At 62.1% G+C, this 23,513-nt stretch carries 21 protein-coding genes; 13 read left to right on the forward strand and 8 right to left on the reverse strand.

What is annotated here, in order from left to right; translation table 11 throughout:
* The first annotated feature begins 94 nt into the window (after positions 1-94).
* From dnaA to gyrB, 3 genes are all read left to right on the forward strand, one after another.
* Complete coding sequence (dnaA, locus tag EL335_RS00005; RefSeq protein WP_126443649.1) at positions 95-1,483, forward strand: chromosomal replication initiator protein DnaA; 1,389 nt, start codon at positions 95-97, stop codon at positions 1,481-1,483.
* Positions 1,484-1,697: 214 nt separating this feature from the next.
* The gene (gene dnaN / locus EL335_RS00010) at positions 1,698-2,804 is read left to right on the forward strand and encodes a DNA polymerase III subunit beta (protein WP_126443650.1); all 1,107 of its coding nucleotides are present in this window, start codon (positions 1,698-1,700) and stop codon (positions 2,802-2,804) included.
* Between the two features lie 13 nt (positions 2,805-2,817).
* Positions 2,818-5,271 carry a DNA topoisomerase (ATP-hydrolyzing) subunit B gene (gyrB, locus tag EL335_RS00015; protein WP_126443651.1) on the forward strand — a complete coding sequence of 818 codons (2,454 nt, stop codon included), beginning with the start codon at positions 2,818-2,820 and terminating at the stop codon, positions 5,269-5,271.
* 23 nt (positions 5,272-5,294) lie between these two features.
* Here the strand turns inward: gyrB and EL335_RS00020 are convergent, their stop codons facing one another.
* The 4 genes from EL335_RS00020 to EL335_RS00035 form a co-directional block, all read right to left on the reverse strand.
* The gene (locus EL335_RS00020) at positions 5,295-5,723 is read right to left on the reverse strand and encodes a c-type cytochrome (protein ID WP_126443652.1); all 429 of its coding nucleotides are present in this window, start codon (positions 5,721-5,723) and stop codon (positions 5,295-5,297) included.
* A 209-nt stretch (positions 5,724-5,932) separates the two neighbouring features.
* Positions 5,933-7,291 (reverse strand): sigma-54-dependent transcriptional regulator, encoded by a 1,359-nt coding sequence (locus tag EL335_RS00025; protein WP_126443653.1) that lies wholly within the window; start codon positions 7,289-7,291, stop codon positions 5,933-5,935.
* The gene (locus EL335_RS00030) at positions 7,275-8,729 is read right to left on the reverse strand and encodes an ATP-binding protein (protein WP_126443654.1); all 1,455 of its coding nucleotides are present in this window, start codon (positions 8,727-8,729) and stop codon (positions 7,275-7,277) included. Before EL335_RS00030 ends, EL335_RS00025 begins: the two co-directional genes overlap by 17 nt.
* Positions 8,726-9,583 carry a substrate-binding domain-containing protein gene (locus EL335_RS00035; RefSeq protein ID WP_126443655.1) on the reverse strand — a complete coding sequence of 286 codons (858 nt, stop codon included), beginning with the start codon at positions 9,581-9,583 and terminating at the stop codon, positions 8,726-8,728. The genes EL335_RS00030 and EL335_RS00035 overlap by 4 nt, the downstream gene beginning before the upstream one ends.
* 308 nt (positions 9,584-9,891) lie before the next feature.
* Between EL335_RS00035 and EL335_RS00040 the strand changes: the two genes are divergently transcribed.
* The 9 genes from EL335_RS00040 to EL335_RS00080 all read left to right on the forward strand — a co-directional run bounded on the left by EL335_RS00040 (position 9,892) and on the right by EL335_RS00080 (position 18,427).
* Entirely contained in the window at positions 9,892-10,602 is a 711-nt protein-coding gene (locus EL335_RS00040; protein ID WP_126443656.1) for a 4Fe-4S dicluster domain-containing protein, read from the forward strand.
* A 10-nt stretch (positions 10,603-10,612) separates the two neighbouring features.
* A complete protein-coding gene (gene nrfD, locus EL335_RS00045) occupies positions 10,613-11,470 on the forward strand; it encodes an NrfD/PsrC family molybdoenzyme membrane anchor subunit (RefSeq protein ID WP_126443657.1) in 858 nt (285 codons plus the stop codon).
* Positions 11,471-11,492: 22 nt separating this feature from the next.
* On the forward strand, positions 11,493-14,126 hold the full coding sequence (locus EL335_RS00050; protein ID WP_126443658.1) for a molybdopterin-dependent oxidoreductase: 2,634 nt from the start codon (positions 11,493-11,495) through the stop codon (positions 14,124-14,126).
* Positions 14,127-14,417: 291 nt separating this feature from the next.
* Entirely contained in the window at positions 14,418-15,263 is an 846-nt protein-coding gene (locus tag EL335_RS00055) for a TorD/DmsD family molecular chaperone (protein ID WP_126443659.1), read from the forward strand.
* 14 nt (positions 15,264-15,277) lie between these two features.
* A complete protein-coding gene (locus EL335_RS00060) occupies positions 15,278-15,721 on the forward strand; it encodes a DUF309 domain-containing protein (RefSeq protein ID WP_126443660.1) in 444 nt (147 codons plus the stop codon).
* Between the two features lie 6 nt (positions 15,722-15,727).
* Positions 15,728-16,444, forward strand: coding sequence for a hypothetical protein (locus EL335_RS00065; RefSeq protein ID WP_284155375.1), 717 nt, complete (start codon positions 15,728-15,730; stop codon positions 16,442-16,444).
* Complete coding sequence (locus EL335_RS00070; RefSeq protein ID WP_126443661.1) at positions 16,441-16,893, forward strand: hypothetical protein; 453 nt, start codon at positions 16,441-16,443, stop codon at positions 16,891-16,893. Before EL335_RS00065 ends, EL335_RS00070 begins: the two co-directional genes overlap by 4 nt.
* A gap of 12 nt (positions 16,894-16,905) precedes the next feature.
* On the forward strand, positions 16,906-18,006 hold the full coding sequence (locus EL335_RS00075; RefSeq protein WP_126443662.1) for a 4Fe-4S dicluster domain-containing protein: 1,101 nt from the start codon (positions 16,906-16,908) through the stop codon (positions 18,004-18,006).
* A 16-nt stretch (positions 18,007-18,022) separates the two neighbouring features.
* Positions 18,023-18,427 carry a hypothetical protein gene (locus EL335_RS00080; RefSeq protein WP_126443663.1) on the forward strand — a complete coding sequence of 135 codons (405 nt, stop codon included), beginning with the start codon at positions 18,023-18,025 and terminating at the stop codon, positions 18,425-18,427.
* Here the strand turns inward: EL335_RS00080 and EL335_RS00085 are convergent.
* Genes EL335_RS00085 through EL335_RS00095 form a run of 4 tightly spaced genes read right to left on the reverse strand, consistent with a single transcriptional unit; the run spans position 18,420 to position 22,241 of the window.
* The gene (locus EL335_RS00085; protein ID WP_126443664.1) at positions 18,420-19,748 is read right to left on the reverse strand and encodes a sigma-54-dependent transcriptional regulator; all 1,329 of its coding nucleotides are present in this window, start codon (positions 19,746-19,748) and stop codon (positions 18,420-18,422) included. The genes EL335_RS00080 and EL335_RS00085 overlap by 8 nt on opposite strands.
* Complete coding sequence (locus EL335_RS00090; RefSeq protein WP_126443665.1) at positions 19,745-21,199, reverse strand: sensor histidine kinase; 1,455 nt, start codon at positions 21,197-21,199, stop codon at positions 19,745-19,747. Before EL335_RS00090 ends, EL335_RS00085 begins: the two co-directional genes overlap by 4 nt.
* The gene (locus tag EL335_RS14250) at positions 21,199-21,372 is read right to left on the reverse strand and encodes a hypothetical protein (RefSeq protein WP_172599972.1); all 174 of its coding nucleotides are present in this window, start codon (positions 21,370-21,372) and stop codon (positions 21,199-21,201) included. Before EL335_RS14250 ends, EL335_RS00090 begins: the two co-directional genes overlap by 1 nt.
* 35 nt (positions 21,373-21,407) lie before the next feature.
* On the reverse strand, positions 21,408-22,241 hold the full coding sequence (locus EL335_RS00095; protein ID WP_284155376.1) for a substrate-binding domain-containing protein: 834 nt from the start codon (positions 22,239-22,241) through the stop codon (positions 21,408-21,410).
* 133 nt (positions 22,242-22,374) lie between these two features.
* Here EL335_RS00095 and EL335_RS00100 point away from each other — a divergent pair, with 133 nt between their 5' ends.
* Entirely contained in the window at positions 22,375-23,511 is a 1,137-nt protein-coding gene (locus EL335_RS00100; protein WP_126443667.1) for a 4Fe-4S dicluster domain-containing protein, read from the forward strand.
* Positions 23,512-23,513: the final 2 nt, after the last annotated feature.

The following is a 23,513-nucleotide window of genomic DNA, read 5'->3' on the forward strand; positions in this document are numbered from 1 at the left end:
CGAAATGGGGAGTCGATCAGTCGCCGTGACGACGGCGAAGTTCCCGTCCTCCCTTGGTCATCGATATAAATATTCAAATAATTCAAAAAGTTGAATGAAAGAATTCTGGGCGGACTGTTTGGCGCGTTTCGAAAGCGAATTGCCGGCGCAGCAATTCAACGCATGGATCAAATCGCTGCGCGTCGAGACGGACGACGCTGAACGCCGGCTGCGTCTGCTCGCCCCGAATGGTTTCATTCTGCGCTGGGTGCGCGAGCGCTACCTCGATCGCGTCGAATCGCTTGCGCGGCAATATTTCCCGGAACCCATCACGATCGACCTCTCACTCGACGAGAAACCCACCGGCCTGCTGCAGGAATCCTCGGGCAAGGTTGCCGAAGGCATTGCCATCCTGCCTGACAGGAAAGAAATCGACGCAAGCAGAAAAAAATTCGCCGATCCGGTCGATCTGCCCGAATATGGGTTGACGCGGCTGAATCCCGATTTCACGTTCAGCACTCTGGTCACCGGCCGTTCCAACGACATGGCGCGCGCCGCTGCCCAGCAGGTCGCCGTGAATCCAGGCTCCTCATACAACCCGTTGTTCATCTACGGCGGCGTCGGATTGGGCAAGACGCACCTCATTCACGCCCTGGGCAATGAAGTGTTGCGCCACTCTCCGAACAAGGTCATCCGCTATCTCCATGCAGAGGACTACTATTCCGACGTAATCCGCGCCTATCAACAAAAATCCTTCGACACCTTCAAGCGTACCTACCGTTCGCTCGACGTCCTGCTGATCGACGACATCCAGTTTTTCAATGGCAAGGCACGCACGCAGGAAGAGTTCTTCTACGTCTTCAATGCACTGGTCGAAGCGAAAAAGCAGATCGTCATCACCTGCGACACCTATCCGAAAGACATCCAGGGCATCGAGGAGCGGCTGATTTCCCGCTTCGACTGGGGGCTGACCGTCCAGATCGAACCACCCGAGCTGGAAATGCGCGTCGCCATCCTGAAGAAAAAGGCAGCCAGCGAGTCGATCGAACTCGGCGACGACGTCGCCTTCCTGATCGCCAAGCATCTGCGCTCCAATGTCCGCGAGCTCGAAGGTGCACTGAAGAAGGTGCTCGCCTTCGCGCGTTTCCACAATCGCGAAATCAATCTCGAGCTCGCCAAGGAAGCGCTGAAGGACATCATCGGTGCTCACAACCGCCAGATCACCCTGGAACTGATCCAGAAGACCGTCGCCGACTATTTCAAGATCAAGGTCGCCGACATGTATTCGAAAAAGCGCAACCGCGCCATTGCCCGTCCTCGCCAAGTGGCGATGTGGCTGGCACGTGACTTGACACCCCACAGCCTGCCGGAAATCGGCGAGGCTTTCGGTGGCCGCGACCATACGACGGTGCTGCACGCCTGCCGCACGATCGCCGAGTTGCGCAACAAGGATAGTCTCCTCAACAAGGACCTGCTCGTGCTCTCGCAAACCATCAAAGGCTGAAAAAATTCACAACACCCGCATGAGCAAGACTTGGAAAAAATGTGAATAACTCGTCCGACTCGCTCACCCAAGGATTCCATCCACTTTCGTCCACAGCTTTCCACAACCCTATCCACGACCCGCAACGAATTGTCAATCCATTGTTTCATATGGATTTAAACTCTTCATCCACAGTTTCGCCCTTCCCTCAATATCATCATTAGGGGTTATCAAGATGCTTCTATACAAAGGCCCTCGCGATCAGTTGCTGGTTCCCCTGCAAGCGGTGTGCGGCATCGTCGAAAAACGGCACACCTTGCCGATCCTTTCGAACGTGTTGATCGAGAAGATGGGCGAACGCCTGATGTTGCTGGCGACCGACATCGAGATGCAGATCCGCACCTCGACGGTATCGAGCGGGCCTGAGGCTGCTGCCATCACGGTAGCAGCGCGCAAACTGCAGGACATCCTGCGTTCTCTGCCGGAATCCAGCGAGGTGAGCCTGACTCTCGATGACAAGCGCTTGCAGCTTACGGCCGGAAAGAGCCGCTTTAGCCTCCAGACCTTGCCAGCGGAAGATTTTCCGCGCATGGCAGAAGCCGGCACCAAGACGCTCACCCTGCGTCTGTCACAAAAACAGTTCAAGCGGCAGCTATCGCTGGTGCAGTATGCGATGGCCCAGCAGGATATCCGTTATTACCTGAATGGCCTGCTGATCAATGTGCAGGGCAACGAGCTGCGCTTGGTAGCCACTGACGGCCACCGTTTGGCATTCGCCAGTGAAACCATCGAACGCAGCGAACAGGAGCGAGTCGAGGTCATCCTGCCGCGCAAGGCGGTATTGGAGCTGTCACGCCAACTTGCCGACAACGACGAGACTCTGGAGATTTCCCTGACTCCGACACAGGCGCGCTTCACTTTCGGCAACGTCGAATTCGTCAGCAAGCTGATCGACGGCAAGTTCCCCGACTACGAGCGCGTCATCCCGCAGCACCAAGGCAAGATCGTGCGGCTCGGCCGGGCGGCCTTTCAGCACGCCCTGCAGCGTGCTGCCATCCTCACCAATGAGAAGTTTCGCGGCGTGCGGCTCGTGCTCTCGGCTGGCAGCCTGAAGATCATTTCCAGTAACTCGGAAAACGAAGAAGCTCAGGAAGAGCTGGAAATCGATTACGCTGGCGATGGGCTGGATGTCGGCTTCAACGTCACTTACCTGCTCGACGTGCTCAACAACATTGGCAGCGACCTGATCGAGATGCGTCTGGCCGACAGCAATTCCAGCGCCCTGATCACCCTGCCCGAGAACGACCGCTTCAAATATGTCGTGATGCCGATGCGCATCTGACGGTGAGAGATAGATGACGGAACAGGAAACACAAAACAGCGGTTACAACGAGGATTCGATCACCCAGCTCGAATTTCCGGACAACGTGCGGCAGCGGCCGGGCATGTACATCGGCGATACCTCCGATGGCACCGGCTTGCATCACATGGTGTTCGAGGTCGTCGACAATGCCGTCGATGAGGCGCTGGCAGGCTACTGCGATGACATCGTCGTCACCATCCACGCCGACAATTCGATTTCGGTGACCGACAATGGCCGTGGCATTCCGGTCGGTATCAAGTATGACGACAAGCACACGCCGAAGCGTTCCGCAGCGGAGATCGCGCTGACCGGTCTCCATGCCGGCGGCAAGTTCAACCAGAATTCCTACAAGGTTTCCGGCGGCCTGCACGGCGTCGGCGTCTCCTGCGTCAATGCCCTGTCGGAATGGCTGCGCCTGACGGTACGGCGAGATGGCAAGAAGCACTTCATCGAATTTCGCCGCGGTCTGCCCGTCGAGCGCATCATCGAGGTGCAAGACGGCGTCGAAGTCTCGCCGCTGAAAGTGATCGGCGAAACCAAGGGACGCGGCACAGAAGTGCATTTCCTCGCCGATGCGCAGATCTTCGGCAACATCGAATACCACTACGACATCCTCGCCAAACGGCTGCGCGAGCTGTCTTTCCTCAATAATGGTGTGCGTATCCGCCTCATCGACCAGCGCAGCGGCAAGGAAGAAGACTTCGCCTTCGCCGGCGGCGTCAAGGGCTTCGTCGAATACATCAATCGCAGCAAGAACGTGCTGCACCCGAACATCTTCCACGCCGAAGGCGTTTCCGGACCGATCGCCGTTGAAGTGGCGATGCAATGGAACGATTCCTACGCCGAGCAGGTTCTCTGTTTCACCAACAACATCCCGCAAGCCGACGGCGGCACGCACCTGACCGGCCTGAGGCAGGCGATCACGCGCGTCATCAACAAATACATCGAGGAAAACGAGATCGCCAAGAAGGCGAAGGTCGACATCGCCGGCGATGACATGCGCGAAGGCCTGACCTGCGTGCTGTCGATCAAGATGCCGGATCCAAAATTCGCCTCACAGACGAAGATGAAGCTGGTATCGAGCGAGGCCCTGCCGGCAGTACAGGAAGTCGTCGCCGCCAAGCTCACCGATTTCCTGCTGGAAAATCCCGTCGATGCGAAAATCATCACCGGCAAGATCGTCGAGGCCGCCCGAGCGCGTGAAGCGGCGAGGAAGGCCAGGGAGATGACGCGCCGCAAGGGGGTGCTCGACAGCATCGGTCTGCCCGGCAAGCTCGCCGACTGCCAGGAGAAGGACCCGGCGCTGTGCGAGCTCTACATCGTCGAGGGCGATTCCGCCGGCGGTTCGGCCAAGCAAGGCCGCGACCGCAGGTTCCAGGCAATCCTCCCGCTCAGAGGCAAGGTGCTGAATGTCGAGAAGGCACGCCTCGACAAGGTGATTTCCTCGGAACAGATCGTCACCCTGTTGACGGCGTTGGGTTGCGGCTTCGGCAAAGAAGATTACAAGCCCGAGAAGCTTCGTTATCACCGCATCATCATCATGACCGATGCGGACGTCGATGGCGCGCATATCCGTACCCTGCTGCTGACCTTTTTCTTCCGCCAGATGCCGGAACTCGTCGAGGGTGGGCACATCTATATCGCCCAACCGCCGCTCTACAAGATCAAGCACGGCAAGACCGAACGCTACCTCAAGGATGACAACGAGCTGAACCAGTATCTGCTCAGCCTGGCGTTGGAAGGCGCAGCCCTGATTCCCAGGGCAGGCGCACTGGCCATCGAAGGCAGTGCCCTTGCAGAACTGGCGAACAGCTATCTGACGTCGGAAGCGATCATCCGCCGCCTGGCCGATTTCGTAGACGGCGAAGCCCTACACGCGTTGATTGCCCATGACATCGCGCTGGATTTGAGTAGTGAAGCCGCTGCCCTCGCCAGTGCGGCTCGCATGCGCGCAGCGCTGTCGGACAAGCTGCAGGTGACGGTGGATTTCGATGCACGCAATGAACGCTGGCAATTGCGTCTCGCCAAGATGCGCCACGGTAACTTGCGCGTCAGTCTTATCGACGAAGAATTCCTCGTCTCGGGTGACTACGCGCAATTGCGCAAGACCGCCAGCCTGCTCGCCGGCCTGGTAGGCAATGATGCCGTAATCCGGCGCGGAGAAAAGTCACAGCAGGTAACGAGCTTCGCTGCAGCGATGCAATGGCTGTTTTCCGAAGTCGAACGCAATCTCGTCAAACAGCGCTACAAAGGGCTGGGCGAGATGAACCCGGAACAGCTGTGGGAGACGACGATGGATCCGAGCGTGCGGCGTTTGCTCAAGGTCAGAATCGAGGATGCGATCGCGGCGGACGAAATCTTCACCACGCTGATGGGAGACGTCGTCGAGCCGCGCCGCAAGTTCATCGAGGAAAACGCCCTCTACGCGCGCAATATCGACGTTTGAGGGCTTGTGAAATCGCTCCGCTACTAGAAGTTGGCGCCTGCCTTGTTGGCGAGGTATGCCACCGCGCGGGCGAGCTCTTCATCCGTCGCGTCGGAGCCCCCCTTGGGCGGCATCGCACCCTTGCCGGCCTTCGCAGAGGCGACGAGCGCATCGTAGCCTTGTGCAATACGCGGCCCCCAGGCAGCCTTGTCGCCCGCCTTGGGGGCGCCAGCGACGCCGGCTTCGTGACAGGCGCTGCAAACGGCCTTGTAGAGCTCTTCACCGCTGCGGCTGCCTTTTGCCGCACCTGCAGCAGACAATGGCGCGAGTTTGACCTTGGCGACCGGTTGGATGCGCAGGTTCGCGGCTTCCTCATCGGCGGCTTTGGGGGTGCTGCCCATCGCTAGGGCGATGGTAGGAATCACAACAAGACCGGCAAGCGCCAGCCGTCGAGCAAAACAATTTTGCATCATGCTATCCCTTTCCGGAAACGAATCGAGCGTTTTGGCCGCACGGGCCATTTCGAATTATCTGCGAATTCGCCCGGCTTGTGGGCTGGCCTCGTGGCCAGCCGATTTGGACCCGCGACGAAGCGGGCCAAGTCTGTCAGGCCGCCTTACCTGCCGACCGCTGCCAGGGTCGTTGCATCCAGCGTGGGAGCCCCAAGGTCGCCGATGCGACGCTAGCCTGTGATTTGTTCGTCGCCTTTCGAGACGCCGAGCCGTCGTAGCTTTTCCCACAGTGTCTTGCGGGTGATACCGAGCGCCTCGGCAGCCCGGGTCATGTGACCGCCATGCCGTTCTAGCGTCAACATCAGATAATCGCGTTCGCAGGCCATCAGATAGTCGGCCAGAGATGCGGAGACCGGCTGAACGGCCAGACCGACGTCCTGGCCATTGTCGAAAAAGGCCTCTGGGCCAAGCACCGGACCGGAGGCGAGAATGCAGGCACGTTCGACCGCATGCTTGAGCTCGCGCACGTTGCCCGGCCAGGAATAACTGAGCAGAGCCTGTTCGGTGCGCGGGTCGAGGCGTCGCCTCTCGTCGGGATGCTGGCGATTGAATTCATCGATGAAATGACGCACGAACCAGCGAATGTCGTCCGGACGCTCGCGCAGTGGGGGTATGCGCAAATGGATCACGTGGATGCGGTAATAGAGGTCTTCGCGGAACTTTCCTTCCTCGACCATGGCCTTGAGATCGCGATGGGTCGCACAGATCAAACGGAAATCGCTGGTGAGGGGCTTTTCGGCACCGAGGCGAACAAAACGGCGATCCTGAATGACACGCAGCAACTTGGCCTGCATCGACAGTGGCATCTCGCCGATCTCGTCGAGAAACAGGGTGCCGCCATCGGCCTGTTCGAACAGCCCGCGCTTGGCCCGCATAGCGCCAGTGAAAGCGCCTTTTTCATAGCCGAACAGTTCCGCCTCCATCAGCGTCTCCGGAATCGAGGCGCAATTGACGGCGACGAATTCGCCTGTGCTACCGACGGCGTGATGATGAAATAGACGCGCGACGTGTTCCTTGCCGGAGCCGGATTCGCCGGTGATCATCAAGGCAGATGCGTGGCGCGCCAGCCTGGGCAAGGATTCGGCAATGCGCCGCATCGCGGCGGAGACGCCGAGACTGATATCGTCCGCCTCGCCGCCGGCGCCATAGATTTCGGCGAGGCCGCGAACTTTCTGCACCAGGGAATCGACGTCGAACGGTTTGGTGACGTAATCGGCCGCGCCTGCCTTGAGCAGCTCGACGGCACGATCGATCGTGCCATAGGCCGTCATGAACAAAAACGGCGGCAAAGCCGGCTGCTGTGTGACGAGTTCCAGAAACAAATCGCCGCCATTCATATCTGGCAGGCGGATGTCGCTGACCACCACGCAGTAACGTTCGGCAAGCAACGCTTGCCGGGCCGCAGCAGCGGTCCGGTACCAGGAGACGTCGAAGCCTTCCAGCGAGAACAGCTGGGCGAGCGACTCGCCCATGATGGCGTCGTCCTCGATCAGGCAAAGGCGCGGTTTTCGATCAGGCGGGCATCTCATAGGGAATTTCGACGCTGAAAACGGTGTGGCCGGGATGGCTTTCGACGGATAGGCCGCCGTTGAGCTGGCGCACGATTTGATAGACGACCCACAAACCCAGACCATGACCGGAGCTACGGCCGCTGGTGAAGGGTTCGAACAGATAGGCCATCCGCTCTTCGGGAATGTATTCCCCGTCGTTGCCGACCGTCAAGAGCAGCCTGCCTCGATGTGCATGTGCCCCCAGTTGCACCTTCCCTCCTTCGGCAGCTGCGGCGATCGCATTGAGCAGCAAATTGAGCAGGATTTGGCGCACCAGGGTCGCTGGCAGCGGGAGCACGGCACCGATGTCGATTTCGGCCTCGATCTTGACCGAGCGCGCCTGGGCCTCACCTTCGACGAGGATCAACAGGTCATCGATGTCGGCGGGCTCGAAGGAACGATCCTGCATTTTGGTCTCGACCAGCAGTGCGGACACCGTGTTGCGGATTTGCGTCAATCCCCGTTCCAGCAGCGAAAGCATCTGTGTTGCCATCGGGTCATGACTGCCATGCTTTTGCCAGGTCTTGATCGCCGTCAGCATGCCGCCCAAAGGATTGTTAATCTCGTGGGCGATACCAGCCGACATACGGCCGACGGCGGCGAGCCGCTCGGAGACCAGCATCTGGTTTTCCAGTTCCTGCTTCTTCTTGAGCTCTCCAACCATGCGGCGGAAGGCGTCGCCCAGCTGGCCGATCTCGTCGCGGCTTTTCGGCAGCTCGGCGAGTCTGGCTGCTTCGAGCTGGTCGGGTACCTGGCGCATCGCTTCGGCCAGCGCCACCAGGGGTTCTCCGGTGCGTCGCGCCCAGATCCACGAGATCGGCATGATCAGGGCCAAGGCGAGCATCGTGACGAAGATCGCCTGCCCCACCAGTCCGATGAAACGCGGCAGGAAGGAAATCTTCGAGTAGCCGAGAATGACATGGCCCAGATTGACGCCATCGGCGACCAGCGGCGACATGACGTAGTAATATGGGGCGTCTGCCGGCTCGATGATTTTCTGATCTGCTGGATTGCCTTCGAGCATCGCCGCACGCAGTCTGCCATAGGCGCTGCCCTGAGCCGCCGGGCTGCTGCCGATCGGAAACAGGCGCGGCTGATTGGAGACGAAGACGCGAAATTCATTGTCCGTCACCAGCACGATCTTGGCCTGCAATTCAGGCGCGATGGCGGCGGGATCACGGGCAGATTGAATGATCTCCCAGGCGCGCCAGATATCGTCGTGCAGAACCGGCACGACCAAGGTGTTGGCCAGCACGCGCGCCAGGCTCTTCCCATGGGATTCGAGGTTCTGGCGCATCTCATCATACTGGCGCGCCACGAGTGCAGCCGTCACGGCGAGTGCGGTGCCGACCACGGCGAGCATCACGCGCAGGGGAATCTTCCAGCGCAGTGACAGGTCATCGAAGCGATATTTCATCGTCGCAGCCTTGCCGCCATTCTGGCGATGCCGTCGTAGAGCGACGGGTGGCCAGCGATGAAACCATCGAGTCGCATCTGACGGAGTAATTCAGCGCCTTCGGCATCCTCGGCCATGCCGAGCAGAAGCATCTGGAAACGGTGCAGCTCATCGGCACCGATACCGGGGCGCGCCACGAACGGTGTGTGGCCGAATTCCGGCGATTGTTCGATGACCCGGGTGCCTTCGGTCAGATGTGGATAGAGCTCGCGCAAGGTCTCCCAGACATAGCTGTCGACGGCGCCAGCATCGGCCAAACCCACGCCGACGGCTTCGACGACGCCGCGGTGTGACCAGGTAAAGAAGGTGCGCGCAAAGAAGGTAGCGGGGTTGTGGCCCTCGGTGATCAGCCGGTATTGGGGATAGAGAAAACCGGAATTCGAATCGGGATCCGAGAAGGCGAATACCTTGCCGCGCAGATCGTTCAGGCTGGCAGGCGAAGCCGCAGCGGACGCTGCGATCAGATAGGAGCGGTAGTAGGGTCGGCCATGCCAGAGCGGCACGGCGACGAGGTGGAGCTCGTCGCGATAGCGCACATAGGGATAACCGCAGATCCAGGCGAAATCGACCTTGCCGCCGCGGATCAGATCGATCACTTCGCGATAATTGCCGCGCTGGACGAAGACCACGCTGCGTTTCAGTTTGCGTTCGAACCAGTCGCGCCAACGCCCAAGAAAACTCACCTGATCGTCGAGGAAAACCGGTGTCAGGCCGATGCGCAACGGCTCATCCTGCGCACGCACTGCGCGAGGGATTGCCGCGGCAACCAGGAGCGCTTGGCAGATACGGCGACGGGAAAGGTTGGCCACGCTCATGCGGTCAATGATAAGCGCTGCAAGCTGGCTTGGACAGCGGCTCGGCAGCAGCCGTTACGCTGGCGTAGCAAGTTGCGGCGCAACATCCGTAATCATCGTTACGCGTGCGTAACGATGAGCGAAACGAGAGGCTGCGGCCTTTCGTTGAAAAATCTTTTCGGAAGAAGGACTTTGCCCGGCTTTCCGCTCCCTGGCCCGGATGTTGCGTAATAGCTGCCGCCGTTTCTGGTCTGCGGCGGTTTCCTCGTCGCCTGGCCGTCCGGCACACATCGATAACGCATCGCTGCATTCAAGAGGAGATAGAGCAGATGAGCGAGGAACTGAGGGTCTCGCCGATCGAGACCAGAGGCCTGGCCGGCAAACGGCGTTTCGCGATGGTCGTGGACACACGCCGCTGCATCGGCTGCATGGCTTGCCAGGTGGCCTGCAAGGCCGAATACGACACACCGCTGGGCGTCAATCGCACTTGGGTACCCTACAAGGTCGCGGGCAAGTATCCGAACGTCAAGAAACATTTCCTGCCACGCTTGTGCAATCACTGCGACGATCCGCCTTGCGTGCGCAACTGTCCGGTGGAGGCGACTTTCAAGGTCGAGGATGGTGGCTTCGTGCTGCAGCGCTATGAGCGCTGCATCGGCTGCCGTAGCTGCATGGCGGCCTGCCCCTACAACGCGCGCTTCATGCTGCCGTCGCACCGCACCTACACGCCGATCACCAACGTGGTCGACAAGTGCACCTTCTGCTTCCATCGCGTCACCCAAAATCTCGTGCCGGCTTGCGTGCAGACCTGCATCGGCCGCGCGCGCGTGTTCGGCGACATCAACGATCCGAACAGCGAGGTGTCCTATCTCGTCGCGAATAACCCGACCCAGGTGCTGCGTCCCGAGGAAGGCACCAAGCCGCATGTCTTCTACATCGGTGCCGACCGCAACCATACCGAGTTTGGCCGCGACGCCTACCGCAAGATCGAGGTGATGGAGCTCGAACGCGCGGCCTTCAAGAACCACTTCAAGATCTGAGAGGGACATCATGGGTGAATATGTCTGGTTCCACGACGTTTCGTGGCATGCGACTTACGCGATCTACTTCTTCGTCATCGGCATCCTCGCCGGGCTGTCCTTCCTCTCCTACGGTTCCTGGCGCACGCCGGCGCTGCGGCCGTTGCGCGAGAAGGCGGCCTATGGCTCCTTCGGTCTGCTGATCATTGGCGGTCTGCTCTTGATCGCCGATCTCTCGCAGCCGATGCGCTTCCTCAACATCCTCAACCCGGCGTATCTGCACTTCACCTCGCCGCTGGCCTGGGGGGCGGTCAACATCGTCGCCTTCGGCATCAGCTCGGTCCTCTACATCCTCGCACTGCAGAAGGGGGACGAGGCGAAAGGCAAGCTGCTGGCGCTGGTCACGGCGCTCTTGGCCCTCGGCCTGCCGGTCTACACCGGCTACGATTTGACCGTGCACCAGTCGCGGCCGCTCTGGAACACGCCCATCATGCCGGTGCTGTTCGTCGCGCTGGCCATCGCTTCCGGTTCGGCCGTCGGCTCGCTCATTGCCGGCGCCAATGCCGAAGCGCAGAAGGTGCTGCGCGAATACATGCTCTGGTCGGCAGGCGCCGTCGCGGTGATCCTCGTCTCGATCATGGGCACCACCAACTATGGCGGCGCGGCTTCCGAGCTCACCTTCATGATCATGACCACCGGCACGATGGGCTTGCTGTTCATCGGCGTGGGCTTCCTGGCTGGCAGCGTCGCACCGGCGGTGATGCTCTATGCGCCGATCGGCAAGAGCCAGGGCGTGCTGATGATCTCGGCCCTCTTGATCCTGATCGGCAGCGCCGCGCTGCGCTATGTGATCCTGATGGGCCCGCAACAACTGCAAACCCTCTACTGACCGCTTCGAGGAGAGAGAAAACATGGAAATGCCAAAAGTCACGCGTCGCACCTTCCTCAAGGTCAGCGCCGCCACCGGCACGGCGGCCGCCACCGCGCCGCGCCTTCTGCAGGCGATGGAAAACGAACTGGGCGGCAAGGACTTCGGTCCAGTCACCGGCGCCGAGCGTCAAGCGATTCCCTACACCTGTCACGTCTGCAACATCCAGGACGGCGCGATCGCCTATGTCGAAAACGGTCGCATCGTCAAGCTCGAAGGCAACCCCGAGCATGTATCCACGCGCGGCCGTCTGTGCGCCAAGGGCAATTCGGGCATGTGGTACACCTACAATCCGGATCGCGTGCTCTACCCGTTGAAGCGCGTCGGCGCGCGCGGCGAGGGCAAGTGGAAACGCATCACCTGGGACGAGGCGCTGACCGAGATCGCCCAGAAGCTCGACGCGGCGCTGAAGGAAGACCCGAATACGATCTTCCTCAAGTGGGGCCGCGACCGCACCGGTGGCGCGCTGACCCGCTTCATGCACACGCTCGGTTCCGACAGCACGATGAACCACACCTCGGTGTGCGAGTCGTCGAAGAAGGTTGGCCTGGAGCCGTCCTGGGGGCCGGACATCGAGACGCCGGACTTCGCCAACACCAAGTACGTGCTCAACTTCGGCTCCAACGTGCTGGAAGCCTCCTACTTCCACAATCCGCTCTCGCAGCGCGTCACCGAAGGCCGCATCGACAACCACATGAAGATCGTCACCTTCGATGTGCGCCTGTCGAACACCGCCGGCTTCTCGGACGAGTGGATTCCGGTCCATCCGGCCACCGACGGCGCGGTGGCGCTCGCCATTGGTCATGTGATCCTGCGCGACGATCTGCAGGATTCCGACTTCATCAATACCTGGACCAATGTCACAGTCAAGGAGCTCAAAGAGCACTACAAGCAATTCACGCCGGAGTGGGCGGAAAAGATCTCCGGCGTGCCGGCCGCGACGATCGAGCGGCTGGCGCACGAGTTCGCCACAGCCAAGCCGGCAACGGTGTTCACTTACCGGGGCCCGGCCAAGCACCTTTATGGTTCCTACAACGAAAAGGCCTGCATGATGCTGCCGATCCTCACCGGCAACGTCGAGACCAAGGGGGGGTATTGCCTGCCGCGCGGCATGGGCTGGCCACAACCCGACCCGAAGCCGCCCAAGCCGGCCAAGCATGCCTATTCGAACCACCATCATCATCCGCTCTATCCGCTGGCAAGCCACAGCGTGTCGCACCTGACGCCATTCGACATCGTCGAGGGCAAGCGCAAGGTGAATGTCTACTTCACCTACATGGACAACCCGACCTACACCAACCCTGGCGGGATGGCCGTATGGGGCAAGCTGTTCAAGGACGAGAAGCTGATTCCCTACTATGTCTCGATCAGCACGGTGATCGGCGAGGAGACGGCGCTGGCCGACATCATCCTGCCCGACTGCATGTTCCTCGAGCGCTGGGAGCCGGAATCGATGCCCAACTCGCTGTGGCCGTGGCTGGGCATCCGTCAGCCGGTGATCGCGCCGCTGGGCGAGACGCGCGAGACGCGCGTGATCCTGCGCGACATCATCCACAAGCTCGATCCGGACGGCTCGCGCGGCATGAAGAAGTACTGGAACTTCAAGGATGGCGAAGACTACATGCGCCAGCACTTCGACAACATCCCCGGCCTCAAGGAAGCCGGCGGTCTCGACTTCCTGAAGAAGAAAGGCGTCTGGCCGATCTACGGCAAGCTCAATCCGGCCACCGGCAAGATCAGCGACAAGACCGGGCGCGAGATCAAGGCCGAATACGAGCTCTACAAGAAGGAGCTGTCGGCCGCCGATATGATGGGCGCCACCGTCGGCAAAGATGGCGTGATCATGAAGAACGGCAAGGCGATCGGCGTGCAGCGCAACGGCAAGAACTACGTCGGTTTCCCGACCCCCAATCGCCTGATCAATGTGCGTGTCGATGAGTGGGCGAAGTATGGCTTCAACCCGATGCCGACCTTCAAGCGCATTCCCTGGCACGAGACGATGAAGGACGACGAGCTGATCATGACCACCTACAAGTTCAACGTCCATGTCCAGTCACGCACGGCGTCGGTCAAATGGCTGGCCGAGATCGCCCACAACAATCCGATGTGGATCAACACCGAGACGGCGAAGAAGATCGGCGTCAAGACCGGTGATCTGGTACGCGTCGAATCGAAGGTGGGGTATCTCGTCACCAAGGCCTATGTCACCGAGGGGATCCATCCGAAGACCGTCGCGATTGCGACCGGCTGCGGCCACTGGGAGTACGGGCGGCTCGCCACGCTCAAGCTCAAAGAGCAGCCTCAGTTCGGTGGAACCGAAGACCCGGACCTGAAAAACGTCTGGTGGGATGACAAGGGCGTGCATCCGAACGCGATCATCCCAGCCATCGCCGACCCGATCGGCGGCTCTCAGGCCTGGTACGATACGGTGGTCAAGGTAACCAAGGCCGGCCCGAACGACAAGTATGGCGACGTGCAGGGTGACTGGCAGAAGCATCTCGAAGCCTTCAAGGAAGGCCTACGCTATGCCTATACGGGTGATCTGCACCGCAAGATGCATCCGGAAATGGCCAGCTGGGCCGGGCCCGAGAGCGCCGAACACGAGGGCCACGGCTGACGCAAGGTCACAATCCTACGAGGAGAGCCGGCCGTCGCGCGTCCTCCCGCAGGCGGCCGGGATTTTCTGGCCCGCATTCCGTCGGGCCTCTTTTTCGTGAAATACAGAGCACAATGAGTAAGCCGACCACAGTATCCTCGACGGCAGCCAAACTTCGTAGCGCTTGCCGCGCTGATAGTCTCCCCGCCCGCGAGGGGGGCTTGAGGGTGGGCGGGTGTTCATTTTTGCGCATGGGGTTTTCATGCCTTCGCGGGTGATAATGTCCGTCATGCGCGTTAGAGAGGAAGCATCATGCTGATGGAAGCTTTGAGAATCGACGAGGGAGCAGCGCAGGAAATCGGCGTTGGCGAGACGGCAGCCCTCTTCGCCTCGCCTGCCGAGACCGCCGCCGAATGCCGAGCGCGCGCATCGATCTATCGTCTGCTGGCGGGGGTCTTCGTCGAAGAGGTCTCACCGTCTTTTCTGACGGCGCTCAGGCAAGAGGAACTCCTTGCGCAGCTGGAAGTTAGCGGCATCCGTTTCGATGACGATTTCCTGCGCACGCCGGCGGACGAGTTGATCGACGCGCTGGCCGTCGAATACACCGCGCTGTTCGCATCGAGCGGCGGTTTTCCTCCGGTCGAGTCGGCACGGCTGTTCGGGCTGCTCAGGCAAGAACCCGCCTTCCAGGCCGAGGCGACCTACCGGCGTCTCGGCTTCGCGCTGCAGTCGGGGAAGCACCCGGTCTTCCCGGATCAGCTCGGTGTCGAGCTCACGTTCGTCGCCGAGCTGCTGGAGCGCTCGGCGGCTGCCCTCGATAGAGGTGACTTGGCGGCGCAGCGCAAGCTCGACAAGGAGATCAAACGTTTCTGGGCGCAACATTTGGGCCGCTGGGTACGCGGTTACGCACGCCTGATCCAGCGCGCCGCAGCGCATTCCTTCTATCGTGAAATGGCGCGTTTTCTCGAAGGTTTCGCCACCGAGGAAATCCAGACGATGGGACTCAAGGTCGAAGATGCCGACCAGGGCCGGCTGGTGGTGCCGAAAGCCGAAGTCAAGGTCGAGTTCAACCCGGACGAGCCGGTGTGCAATGCCTGCGTCGGCGAGGCCGTGGCGCACAAGCAAGTCAAGGTGCAGCCGCTGCAGGATTTGCGCTGATAAACTCGAGTGCCATGAAGATTCTCGAACTCGCGCCGAAAGAACTGCCGCCGCCCGACCGGCAGGTGCTCACCGATATCGACTGGTCGGAAGCCGCGGCGATGTGGAATGGCAACCAACTCGGGCAGCTGCACGATTGGCTCAACGAGCGCTGGTCGCGACTGATCCGCAACAGCCCCGCCGGCATGCGCGATCCGGAGGCGGAGTTCCTCCAGGGGCTCGCCTATGCCACACTTGCGCTGTTCTTCACCCAGAACCGCAACCAGGAAGGCGCGCTGTTGATGATCGACGACGCAACGATGGCGCTGGCGCGTTACCGGCCGCGCTTTCTCGGCGTGCATGTCGAGCCGATCCTCGGCGCGCTGCAGGAATTGCGCCCGCTCTTGGTCGGGCTTGCGCCCGATGACGACTGTCCGCTGTATCCTTTCGTCTTTCCAAAGTTCGAATACACCGCTTGAGTTTGGATGACTGCAGAAGCCACTGAGAAGTCGGCGCTGGCGCTACGCCGGCTGCTGGTGTTCGACCCTGCGCGGGCAAGCGAGGTCTGCGCGCAGGATTTCCTGTTCGATGCGCCGGGTGCGGAGGCCGGCGCCGCCGAATGCGCGGGCATCGTCGTAGCGAAAGACGATGCTGCACGGGCCGACGCCTTGTTGGCCGCCGGCGCCCTCTGCGTCTTCGTCGGCGAGGCGGCATTGCGCGACAGCGAGTCCGTCCGACGGCTTGCGGCAGCTTACCCGGGCCGCATCGGTATCTACACGCCGGCGCGGCGAATGAGTGTCAGCTGGTCGTTCGAAACCGAATCGAATGCCGATTTCAAGACCGTCGCGCCTTCGCTTGCCGAACCCGCCTGGGAAGTTCTCACGGCCGACGGTTCGACCACTGGCACTCATGCCGCCTGGTGGCTCAAAGCGATGCGCGAGCTGGGCGCGTCGCAGTTTATCGTTCTTGCCGATGTGCGCGACGATGCCGATCTCAACATCCTTGCCGGCTTGGTCGAGGATTTCGGTGACAGCCTCTGGATCGCACCGCGGGATGAGGAACGGCTGCCGCTCGCCGACTGGCTGACTTACGGCCAATGCCGGCAGTTGGCCCTGGTCGAGGACGACTTCGCGCGCCGTGGCGAACTGCTCGGCGCATTCTTGCAACCCGCAGCCTTAGAAAGTGAAGAAACCGTTTCATGAAACTCAAACTCCTCCTCGTCGCTTTCGTTCTTTCCAGCACCGCCTATGCAGACGTCACGCCGATGAACAAAACACAGCTCGTCCATGCGCTCAAAGACGGGGCGCCGTGCTGCGTCATCGACGGCCGGGTGGAAGCGAATCGCAAGAAGCGTCCGCTTGGCGATGCCCTGCCTTACAAGGAAGGCTTGCAGATCAATCCGACCGCGGCGGTCGTCGTCGTCGCCGACAGCGACGAGCAGGCGCTGAAAATCGCCAGCGCGCTCGACACAGCTTATCCCGGCAAGCGCATCCTCTCCGTCAAAGGCGGGATCGACGCTTGGGAGGCGGCTCAAGTCGATCTGAGTCGCGAGGCAGCGAGCGGCCCGCCTGCCGGCTTGGGTTTCATGATTCCGAGAAATACCTGCGAATCGGGTTCGAGTATCCAGAATCTGAAGAGCAAATTCAAATGATCTGCTAGCCGCGTGGCGATCGCCTATCCAGAATTCCGCAATACGCGCTGTACGCGCTTCCGCTTTCGTTACAGCGAATGCCGGCGCTGCCTCGATGCCTGCCCGCACGAGGCGATCGTGCTTGCCGACGATGGCGCGCGTCTCGACGAGGCGCGCTGCCGTAATTGCGGCTTATGTATTCCTGCCTGCCACACCGGCGCCTGGGCCTCGGCAAGCTTCAAGCCGATCGATCTGTTGCGTCAGGCCATCAAGCAGCCGAGCTTTTCGGTCGCCTGCGCGCCCTCGGGCCTGGCCGCCGATGCGATCATCCCCTGCTTGGGCGCCCTGAGCGCGGCTTTCGTCGCCTATCTGGGCAAGCGGCGCATACCGCTCACCCTCCTGGGCAGCGGGCATTGCAGTCAATGCGAGCATGGCGCCAAGGGCGCAAGCCAGCTCGCCGCCTGTCTCGATGCCGCGGCACGGTTGCGCGAAGCAGCGCAGGAACCCGACAAGGAATGGCTCGAGCCGCAACTTTCCGATGCCGCTCCACGGGTCGGCCAGACAGCCGCAAGGCCAACACCGACGGCACGGCGGCAACTCTTTCGCCGCCTGCTCGGCCGCGGCGTCGAGGCGATCGCCGCGCCGCAAAGCGCCGCACCGCCGCCGGCTCCCGACAAGGCGATCCGCGCTGGCGCCTATGCCGGCACCGAGGAACGCGAGCTGCTGCAGATCGTCTGCGAGCGCAAGGACGGGCAGCCGACGCTGATCGAATGGCATGAGGCGTTGCCGCTGATGCAGCTGACGCTCAAGCCCGGCTGTACGAATTGCGAAGCCTGTTTCCGTGCCTGCCCGACCGGCGCGTTGCAAATCGTCGAGAACCCCGGCGAATGGTCACTGGCCGTTCAAGTGGATCGGTGCGTCGCCTGTGAGGTCTGCCTCGAAGTCTGTCAGCCGCGCGTGCTCGATGCCGAAGCGCGTTTCGACGCACGCCCCGAGCAACCCCCGCGCGTCTTGCACAGTCTGGTCAAGCAACGCTGCGCACGCTGCGAGCGCTTTTTCGTCTCTGCAACTCCGCAAGAGCATTGCCCGATCTGCGCAGACGACGAAGACGCTTTCGCGCAAATCTTTGGCTGAAACGGAGAAGCATGCAATGGAATGGGAATTCACCCCGGAAGACGTGGTCAAGGGCCGCTCGGGCTATGGATTGGCGGAATTCCGCCGCGACCTCGCCGAGGAAGTGTTGCAGAACATCGGCGGCGAAGATGTCGGGCGCTTCCAACGCGTCTATCACCTGCTCTACGACCTCTGCTATGCGCTGGCGACGAGCAAGGATTTCGAGGCGCATCTGGCCGCCTACGCCTATGATCCGCCGACCGTGCAGTTTTTGCGCGAAATGCAGCCCTTGATGGAAAACAACGTCGCGATGCTCGGCGCGATCCTGCAGCGTCAGATCATGGATCGCGTCGAGGCCGGCATGCCGCTGGAAGCCGCGGTGAACGACGTGGCCGAATGGCACCGGCAGACGGTGGCCGCCACCGATCCGGTGGTCAATTGATGGAATCGGCGCCCGCTTCGCGGATGCCGTGCTTCTTCATCTTCTCCCACAGGTTCTTGCGGCTGATGCCCAGTTGGGCGGCCGTTTCGGCGATGCGTCCGTGATTGGCGGCCAGCACCGAGAGGATGTGGCGGCGCTCGGCTTCGGCCACATGCGCGGCGAGCGTGGGTGCCGCCTCACCAGCGCCGACTTTTTCTTCCGCATCGGTGAAGGCCGAGGCAGTAAGCAGCGGGCCATCGGAGAGGATGCAGGCGCGCTCGAGCGCATGCCTTAGCTCGCGAACATTGCCCGGCCAATCGGCATGGATCAGCCATTGCTCGGCATCCGCATCGAGCCGGCGCACCCCGCCGCCTTGCGCAAATTCCGCCAGAAAGCGGTCGGCCAGCCACAAGATGTCCTCGCGCCGCTCGCGCAGGGGAGGGATGTCGATCTGCACGACATGAACGCGGTAGTAGAGGTCTTCGCGGAAACGGCCCTCCTCGACCATCTTCTTGAGGTCGCGGTGCGTGGCGAGAATCAGGCGGAAATCGATCTGGATCGTCTTCTCCCCGCCGACGCGCACGATGCTGCGTTCCTGTAGCGCGCGCAGCAGCTTCACCTGCATCGATAGAGGCATGTCGCCGATCTCATCGAGGAACAGCGTGCCGCCGCGCGCGAGCTCGAAGGCGCCGCGCCGCTCTTTCACCGCGCCGGTGAAAGCACCGCGCTCATGGCCGAACAGCTCGCTTTCCATCAGACTCTCGGCGATGGCGCCGCAATTGACGGCGATGAAGGGCTCCTTCTGCCCCGCAGCGGCCAGCTCATGCAAGGTGCGCGCGACGACCTCCTTGCCGACACCGGACTCGCCCGTGATCAGCACGGTGCGCGCCTGTTTCGCCAGCCGCGGCAGCATCGCTTCGATGCGGCGCATCGCGTTGGAGATGCCCAGGCGCGGCTCGCCTTCTCCGCCGGCTGGATGGCGGCCGGCCAGCTCGCGCACCTTCGCGATCAGTGCCGGAATGTCGAGCGGCTTGGTCAGATAGTCGGCCGCGCCGAGTTTCAATAGGCGCACCGCTTGATCGATCGCGCCATGCCCGGTGATGAAGAGAAAAGGTGGCAAGGCCGGCGTTTCCCGTTGCAGTTCGACGAACAGATCTTCGCCGGAAAGATCGGGTAGGCGGATGTCGCTGATCGCCAGCGCATAGCGTTTGTGCTGCAAGGGCAAGAGCGCGTCGCGGCCGCGCTGGAACCAGTCGCAGCCGTAGCCTTCCATTTCCAGGCGCTCGACGAGCGCCTCGCCCATGATCGGATCGTCCTCGATCAGACAGATGACGGGTTTCATGCGGATGCGGCTTCCAGTGGCAAAGTGACCGTGAAGCGCATCTCGCCATCTTGCCAGCCGGCCTCGATCTGGCCGGCAAGCTGCGTCACGGTCTGATAGGTGACCCATAGTCCCAAGCCGTGCCCGTCCTCGCGCCCGGAGACGAAAGGCTCGAACAGGTGGCTGCGCACGGCTTCGGGCAGCGGCTTCCCGCTGTTGGCGATCTCGATGCGCACAGCAGCCTCATCCGCCCGCGCGGTCAGCCGCACATGGCCGCCGGCATCTGTCGCCTGCACGGCGTTGAGCAGCAAGTTGATCAGGATCTGGCGCACCACGCTGGCCGGCAGCGCCAGTCGCTCGGGTAGATTGACGTGCCAGTCGAGCATCAGTTGTTTTTTGACCAGCTGCGGCTCGATCAGCGTGCGCACATCCTCGAAGTCGTGCCGGTCGAGCGGCCGGCTCGCCACGCGCGCTTCGACGAGCAGCGCGCCGACGATCTCGGCCACTTGCTGGAGCCCGCGCTCGAGCAGCGCGACGGTTTTCGCCGTCGCGGCATCGAGCGGGCCGCGTTGCTTCAGGGTGTCGAGGGCCATCAGCATGCCGCCCAGCGGGTTGTTGATTTCGTGGGCGATGCCAGCGGCCAGCCGGCCGACGGCGGCGAGCCGCTCGGCGTGCAACATCTCTTTTTCCAGCATGGCCTTTTCATTGAGGGCGACGGCCGCTTCGCGGTAGGCCGCGAACAGCCGACCGAGCTCGTCGCGATAACTGTAGCGTTCGGCCGCCGGCATGGGCAGCGGACGGCCGTGAACGAGCGCATCCATGCCCTTCGACAATTCGACCAGCGGCTCGGCCATGCGCCGTCCCCAATACCAGTTGATCGGCAGCAGCGCGGCGAGGGCCAGCAGGCCGATCAGAGCGCCTCGTACCGCGAGCGCCAGAAAGCGCGCCCAGACGACATCGCGGTCGTGGGCGACGACGAGGGTGCCGAGCCGGCGTCCTGAGGATTCGATCGGCATCGCAGTGAAAAAATGATGCGCGCCGGCAAGATCGAGGGTCTGCGTATCCGTCAGTGTCCTGGCGCGCAAGGGCTTGGCCAGAACCGAAAACGCGTTGGCCAAATCGTCCAGGCGCGAAAGCGTCGGCAGGCGAGCCGGGTCGGAAGCGACCAGGATGTGCATGTCCCCGTCGAGCACGAAGATCGCATCCGGCTGCAGCGGATTCCGGCCGGCGCCTTCATGAAACGGCGCGCGCACGATCTCGAAGGCGCGCCATAGATCATCGTGCAGCAAGGGCGGAAACAGCGTCTGGGCCAGCGTTTGCCCGAGACTCGCCGCGCTGGTGAACACGTCCTGCTTGAGATCATCGTAGGCGCGCACCATGTAGGCCGCGCCGATCGCGATAGCGGCGGCAAGGATCAGCGCGCTGCCCCATAGTGGCACCTTGTGGCGCAGGCTGAGATCGAACAGACGCATTAGCCCAGATCGTCCATTGGAACGCGAGCGGGTATCAAAAGCGAGGGCGAGCAGGTTTGCGTCAGCGCGACGAACCAATAGCGGTGCCTGGCGATACGCGAGGGCGCAAAGATACCGCCCGCAGCGTGAAAACCGCCGCGTAGGGCGATGAAATGATCGTATCGAATGCTCATGGCGAATCAGCCCGATCTCAATGGACGATCTGGGATTAGTATTCGCCGAACGCACGCATCATCTTCGCGACATCCTCGTACAGGCGCCGATCGCCCGCGACGAAGCCGTCGATGTTGAGGCGATCGAGCAGCATCTTGCCGGTCAGATCGTCCTTCATGCCGATCAGCACGCGCTGCATCGCTTCGAAATCGGCCCGGGTAACGTTGCGGTGCGCGACGAAGGGCGGAAAGCCGTAGTCGGGCGAACGGGCGATGATGCGGGTCTTGGCGGTCAATGCCGGCTGGGTACGCGCCAAGGTGTCCCAGACGAAACTGTCGATCGCTGCGCCCTGCGCGAAACCGGTCGCGACCGCCTCGACCGCCTTGCGGTGCGACCAGGTGAAAAAGGTCTTCTTGAAGAAAGTCGCCGGGTCCTCGCCAAGTTCTTTGACCATGTAGCGCGGCCTCAGATAGCCGGTATTCGAATAAGGATCGGCATAGGCGAACACGGCGCCCTTGAGATCGCGCATCGAATGGCGCGTCGTGTCGTCTGCGGCGACGATCAGATAGGAACGGTAGGTGGGTTTGCCCTGGTTGAGCGGCACGGCCAGCAAGCGCACCAGGTCTTTCAGATACAGGTACGGGTAATCGCAGATCCAGGCGAAGTCGAGCTTGTCCAGACGCAACAGATCCATCGTCTCGCGGTAGCTGTCGCGCTGCACGAACTCGATCGGACGCCCCAGCTTGGCCTGCAGGTAGCTGCGCCATTCTTCCATCAGGCTGTATTCATCGTGGACGAAGGCCGGTGTCAGGCCCACCCGGATCGGTCTGGCCGCCCAGGCACAAAGCGGCAGGCTGGCGCCAGCCGCCAGAGCACCCAGGGCATGCAAGACTCGACGTCTGCCCAAGTTACCGGATCGTAACTGTATGCGCTTCATGGTTAGCCCTCGGTTACCAATCGGTAACTAATTCTAGCCCTTCTGTGTGGATGTGTCCGGGCATGGTTTTTTCGTCATCGCCGCCATGACTATTGAAACCCATCGGCCTTTGCCTGCCGATCGCCATCTCGCGTTTTGGCCGGCCGCCTGCCTTGCGGTGCGCGGCGGTGTGGCGGCCTGCGATCGCTGTGCGAATGCCTGCCCGGTCGGGGTGCTGAAAGTCGGCGCTGACGGGACGGCACTGGTCGGCGATTGCCTCCATTGTGGTCGCTGCGCGGCGGCCTGCCCGAGCGGGGCGCTCGTCGCCAAGGGCTTTGACGAGGCGCGGTTACCGTCCGGTAACCTGCCTGTAGCGATCGAGTGCTGGAAGGTGCCCCGTGAAATCGCTGGCGAACAGGCGGTGCGCGTGCCCTGCCTCGGCGGGCTTGCGCTTACCCGCCTGATCGAATGGCTCGTCGAGGCCGGCAGCCGACCGCTACGGCTCGTCGACCGCGGCTGGTGCGCGAACTGTGCAGCCGGCACGGATGGCTTCGCCGGCGCGGCCATACTCGCTGCACTCTCGCCTTGGCTGTCGGCCAGCGGCCTGCCGCCGGCGCACTGGCCGAAGCAAAGCGAAAAGCCCTTACCCAAGGCGCTGATGCCCAGGGAGATTCCATCGGCCGAGCGCCAGATCGCGATGGGCCGGCGCGCGTTTTTCGGGCGTCTGGCCAAGGAAATCGCGCGCAGCGAGCGACCGGTCGAAGCGCCCGCCGGCCCGCGCGCCGCCTTGCGCCGCACTCGCTGCCCGTTGCCGGCGCACGAGCGTTTCTTGGCCGCGCTCACCCAACTCGCCGCGACGCAGGGGCGGCCGCTGCCGCCGCGAGCCTTGCCGCGTCTCGAAGTATCGCCCGCCTGCCGCGATCACGGCTTGTGCGCATCCTCGTGTCCCACTGACGCGCTGGTGATCCGCGACGGAGAGAAAGGTCGCCAGTGGCGTTTTTCCAGCGCTCGCTGCACGGGTTGCGGGCGTTGCGTGGCGGTCTGCCCTGAGCAGGCGCTGCGGCTCGGGGAGGGCGGGCAGTTCGAGGAGGTCGTCCTGCGCACGGTATCGCTTACCTCCTGCCTCGAATGCGGCCGCGATTTCGTGCCGCAGGCCGCGGAGCACATCTGCCCCCAGTGCCTTGCGCAACGCGCGCTGGCGCAGAGCATGTTCGCTCCTGGCCCGAATGTTGCAGGGCAATAGCC

The sequence above is a fragment of the Sulfuricystis multivorans genome, from assembly GCF_003966565.1.
In the GTDB taxonomy this organism is placed as follows: Bacteria; Pseudomonadota; Gammaproteobacteria; order Burkholderiales; family Rhodocyclaceae; genus Sulfuricystis; species Sulfuricystis multivorans.